The 1,841-nt window shown below is 49.8% G+C and carries 1 protein-coding gene and 1 pseudogene; both read right to left on the bottom strand.

Annotation, left to right across the window (positions count from 1 at the left end; translation table 11 throughout):
• Nucleotides 1–775: pseudogene (locus tag D8U82_RS00365) on the bottom strand (hypothetical protein); the annotation flags it as partial.
• A 424-nt stretch (nt 776–1,199) separates the two neighbouring features.
• A partial coding sequence (locus D8U82_RS27985; RefSeq protein ID WP_177434094.1) for a hypothetical protein occupies nt 1,200–1,841 on the bottom strand: 642 nt, incomplete at its 5' end.

Below are 1,841 nucleotides of genomic sequence, written 5' to 3'. Positions count from 1 at the left end.
GCGCCGGCAAGCGGCTGATGCTCAGGTCCACATTCACATAGGTGACTTTCGACCACGGCGCCTCTGGAACCGGGAAATTATTAACCCGGTCGAAGACCTGATAGCGCACTTCGATGTTTCTGCCGTTGCCTTGGTCTCTGATGACTTTTTCGGTGAAGGTGACGATGATCGGATTGTTGACCGGATCTTCGATCTGCTCTCTGGTGACCGGGTAGTACGTCACCACCTGATCTCCCCAACCGCAACGAATAGTGTCGAAGACGGCGATGTTTTCATAAGGGACGATGAGCATGCGGATTTCCCGCCGGGCCATTTCCGCATCCACGCCTTGAGACGGATCAGGGCTCAGCGTGTAGAGCAGGCCGGAATGGCCGTCCTCGCTGTCGCGATCCAGGCCGCCTGGCCGTGTGAGCTGGACCCACATACGCAACACCGGCTCGGAGTTCACTGGCTCCTGACCCAAGCGTTTCACCGTGTAAAAGACGAGTGCTGCGCCGTTGGTGACCTGAGCCCTGGGGATTTTGAATTCCAGCCGTTTATTCAGATTGTTTTCATCGACCGGTATCGTTCCGACAATGACGCCGTCATAAGACATTTGGCATTCGTCTTTCAGTGCCATGCTTATCCACGGATCTACGAAAACCCGCATATCGTCCTTGACGGTATCCAGCGATATGCCTCCGTGATAGTTCTCCGGCGTCTGCAAGTCGACCTTACCCTGTATGAAGGGAGGGCTCAGGGCAAGAATGCGGTTTTCATCCAGCGGCTGGCTCATGGCAGTGCTCCGTTATGGGCCCGGTTGCAAGGTGCCAGGCGCTGGAGTCATGAAAGCGGATTTGAGGGCAGAGCGCACCTGTCAGATCTGACAGGTGTGGGCGTTTTTCCGATGAGTGGCAGTCCTGCACTGGCGATGATAAGCCGAAAGACCAAAAGATCGCCGCCTTCGGTATCTCATTGGAATTCAATTAGTTCCTAGAAAATGCCGAAGGCTGCGATCGTTTACTTGGTTGGCTTGATCCCGTACCGTTAGCAGCTTAAAACGCGAGATCTATGGGCGGATTGCCAGGAACTGACCGCCACGTGCTGCGGGATTATTGAAGAACGATCACGACAGATGCCCATTTTAAACTCGGAATAAAAAGCATTTGTGACCTAATAATACTGCGACGGCCAAATTTTGTGGATGACTGTTTAAGGGTTTAAATTTTTAGTATCTTCAAGTTATCCACTTGCACGACGGTTTTGCTGTCCCCAAACCAAAACGATAGTTTGACAGTTGCTTGTTTGAAGCTAAATTTATACTCGACATGTTGCCAGCCATTAGTTTGAGGATAATGACCAGAAAAAGTGAGTGCATTGTCTTGAAATAGCCTGAGAAGTGATTGGTTTGAAGATTTATAATCAAAGCTAAGTTCATATTTAGCGTCGACAATAATATCGTAGAATAATTTGTATATGGTTATCTGGTGGCCGTCATAGCCGTTATTGAAAGATTCAAGAAAGTATTCTTCACCTGCCTTGACTATTCGTGACGTCCAGATTGGCGACTCGATGAGCCAATAATTCCAATTGTAATCTGTAAAATCAGTTAGATCCGACAATTCTCTATGTACTCCATAGCACCTTATGCGGCAACTTATGGCATCAAGCACGGCGGCAACTTCAAAGAAGCCGATACGTAATTTTATTAATAGCTTGGAGTCAACTTTACACCCCCGCAACCACTCCACCTCAGCCAGATAACTTAACCCCACTTCCTGATCATGCGCCGCCCCCACAAACTGCTGCTTGACCCGCTCCCCACCCCCCGCAAACGTCTCCACATACTCCAACCAAATCGG

It is taken from the genome of Pseudomonas sp. Sample_23 (assembly GCF_004307595.1).
In the GTDB taxonomy this organism is placed as follows: domain Bacteria; phylum Pseudomonadota; class Gammaproteobacteria; order Pseudomonadales; family Pseudomonadaceae; genus Aquipseudomonas; species Aquipseudomonas atacamensis.
The sequence above is the reverse complement of the archived record's forward strand: the minus strand, read 5'-3'. Positions and strand labels throughout refer to the sequence as shown.